Source organism: Herbaspirillum sp. UBA812 (assembly GCF_002296545.1).
Classification (GTDB): Bacteria; Pseudomonadota; Gammaproteobacteria; order Burkholderiales; family Burkholderiaceae_D; genus Herbaspirillum; species Herbaspirillum huttiense.
In genome coordinates, this window is sequence record NZ_DBIC01000033.1 from 1 (window position 1) to 2,771 (window position 2,771).

General features: G+C 60.8%; 3 protein-coding genes and 1 pseudogene. All 4 read right to left on the reverse strand.

All coding sequences use genetic code 11. The features are described from left to right. A pseudogene (locus tag B3873_RS01855) lies at positions 1-179 on the reverse strand (phosphatidate cytidylyltransferase); the annotation flags it as partial. Further along, positions 179-937, reverse strand: a complete 759-nt coding sequence (gene uppS / locus B3873_RS01860; protein WP_083859609.1) for a polyprenyl diphosphate synthase — start codon at positions 935-937, stop codon at positions 179-181. The pseudogene B3873_RS01855 and the gene uppS, both read right to left, overlap by 1 nt. A gap of 193 nt (positions 938-1,130) precedes the next feature. Then, positions 1,131-1,691 (reverse strand): ribosome recycling factor, encoded by a 561-nt coding sequence (gene frr, locus B3873_RS01865; protein WP_039788280.1) that lies wholly within the window; start codon positions 1,689-1,691, stop codon positions 1,131-1,133. A gap of 116 nt (positions 1,692-1,807) precedes the next feature. Then, positions 1,808-2,524, reverse strand: a complete 717-nt coding sequence (pyrH, locus tag B3873_RS01870) for a UMP kinase (protein WP_039788281.1) — start codon at positions 2,522-2,524, stop codon at positions 1,808-1,810. Between the last annotated feature and the right edge of the window lie 247 nt (positions 2,525-2,771).

The window sequence follows — 2,771 nt, forward strand, 5'->3', positions numbered from 1 at the left end:
GTCCACACGGCAGCCCACAAGGTGGGACGCGGGCTCTTGAAGAGACGGAAGCATTCCCACGAACCGGCGGCGAAGAACACCAGCACCGCCATGGCAAAGGCCGGGAAATAACCGAAATACAGGATGGGCAACAGGATTGCCAGCAGGATCAACGCCGTGATGACACGCGTCTTGAGCATCAGGAAGCCTTTTTCTGGTCCAGTACCTGGGCACTGGTGCGCCCGAAGCGGCGCTCGCGTTGTTGGTAGGAGCCGATCGCCTGATCCAGCGCCTTGTCGTCGAAATCGGGCCAGAAGGTTTCGGTGAAGTACAGCTCGCTGTACGCCAGCTGCCACAACAGGAAATTGGAGATACGCTGCTCACCGCCGGTGCGGATGAACAAATCGGGCTCGGGGGCATACGCCATGGCCAGATACGGGGCCAGTTCTTCTTCGGTGTAGTCGGTCGCGCCCGGCTTGTCCTTGACCATTTTGGAGACGGCCTGCATGACATCCCAGCGCCCGCCATAGTTGGCGCAGACGGTCAGCGTCAGGCGGCTGTTGCCGGCGGTCTGTGCCTCGGCCTTGGCCGCCATCTCCTGCAATTTCGGATCGAAGCGGCTCATGTCGCCGACGATGCGCAGGCGGATGCCATTGTTGGCCATCTTGCCGACTTCACGCTCCAGCACCGTCATGAACAGGCGCATCAGCACCGACACTTCGTCGGCAGGCCGACGCCAGTTTTCGGAACTGAAGGCAAACAGGGTGAGGAATTCGATACCGCGCTCGGCGCAGGCCTCGACGATGGAGCGCACTGCGTCCACGCCCTTGGCATGCCCCGCCACGCGCGGCAGGAAACGTTTGGTCGCCCAACGACCGTTGCCGTCCATGATGATGGCAACATGGCGCGGAACCGCGGAAGTCTCCGGAACCGCCAGAGTTGAGCTTTGATGCTTCATGTAAATGATTTATTACTTTTCCGTGCGCCGGATGGTGAAGCGCAACATGGTAACGGGCACGCGCCGCTTTGACAAACCGGCCAGCCTCCTCCCCCCATTGCCGCTCTCACATCCCGCCTGCACTTTTGCTGTCTTGGACTTGTTCGTGCAGCGCGGCCGCCATGGCAGCCGCGCGTGAGACCTGCAGGACGATTTACACCGTCATCACTTCCTTTTCCTTGTCGGTGACCATCTTGTCGATGTCGGCGACGAACTTGTCGGTCAGCTTCTGGATCTCGTCCTGGCCGCGGCGCTCGTCATCTTCCGAGGCAATCTTGTCCTTGACCAGCTTTTTCAGGCCTTCGTTGCCTTCGCGGCGGATGTTGCGCACGGCGATCTTGGCATCCTCGGCTTCGCTCTTGACCAGCTTGACCATTTCCTTGCGGCGCTCTTCGGTCAGCGCGGGCATCGGCACACGGATCAGGTCGCCGTGGGTGGCCGGGTTCAGGCCCAGGTCGGCTTCACGGATGGCTTTCTCGATGACGGCGGCCATCTTCTTTTCGAAGGGCTGCACACCGATGGTGCGCGCATCGATCAGGGTCAGGTTGGCGACTTGCGACAGGCCGGTCGGCGAACCATAGTATTCAACCATGACCTGGTCCAGCAGGCCGGTATGGGCGCGGCCGGTACGAACCTTGGCCAGGTTGGCCTTCAGGGTTTCGATGGACTTGGCCATCTTCTGCTCGGTATTTTTCTTGACGTCAGCGACACTCATGCTGCTCTCCTAACTTTGGTGCAATAACTTGGCTTGTCTTGATGGCAAATGCCTGAAAGACGGGCATTGTAAACGGGAATCCCGGCCTGCGGCCGGTTTCTGCACTGCAATATCGATCAGACGTGAACCAGGGTGCCTTCATCGTCACCCATGACCACGCTCTTCAACGCGCCCGGCTTGATGATGGAAAACACCTTGATCGGCAGCTTCTGGTCGCGGCACAGCGCAAAGGCGGTGGCATCCATCACCTGCAGGTGCTTGGCGATGGCTTCGTCGAAGGAGATCGACTGGTAGCGAGTGGCGGCCGGGTCCTTCTTGGGGTCGGCGGTGTAGACACCGTCGACCTTGGTGGCCTTCAGCACGATCTGGGCACCGATTTCCGAGCCACGCAGGGCGGCGGCGGTATCGGTGGTGAAGAAGGGGTTGCCGGTACCGGCGGCGAACACCACGATCTTGCCTTCTTCCAGGTATTGCAGCGCCTTGGGGCGCACATAGGGCTCGACCACCTGCTCGATGCCGATGGCCGACATCACGCGGGCCGTCAGGCCGGCCTGGCGCATGGCGTCAGCCAGGGCCAGCGAGTTCATGACGGTGGCCAGCATGCCCATGTAGTCGGCGGTTGCACGATCCATGCCCTGGGCGCCCGGCGCGACGCCGCGGAAGATGTTGCCGCCACCGATCACGATGGCCAGTTCCACGCCCAGTTTGCTGATTTCTGCTACATCCGCGACCATGCGTTCGATGGTCGCGCGATTGATACCGTAGGCGTCGTCGCCCATCAGTGCTTCGCCGGAGAGTTTGAGGAGTACGCGCTTGTAGGCTGGTGTTGTCATTGCAGGGCTCCGTGTTCTGTCCGAGGTTGAATTACGTATTGACGCGCCGGCACTCGCTGTCACCCGACGAAATGGCGCTTTTTCGTCATCAGGGGCAGGTCCGAACGCATGAGGGGATTTACTGCTGCGCCCTACTCTGTCTTGCCGTGTGCTGCCATTATTGCTTTTGCTACCCATATTGCCGTTGCCAGGCGGCCTGCCCTGCGCGTCATCATTCATCCGACGGACGACCCTGACTGTAGACGCG

Coding starts and splice junctions, on each gene's coding strand:
- uppS (WP_083859609.1), bottom strand. CDS start 937: ATGAAGCATCAAAGCTCAACTCTGGCGGTTCCGGAGACTTCCGCGGTT.
- frr (WP_039788280.1), bottom strand. CDS start 1,691: ATGAGTGTCGCTGACGTCAAGAAAAATACCGAGCAGAAGATGGCCAAG.
- pyrH (WP_039788281.1), bottom strand. CDS start 2,524: ATGACAACACCAGCCTACAAGCGCGTACTCCTCAAACTCTCCGGCGAA.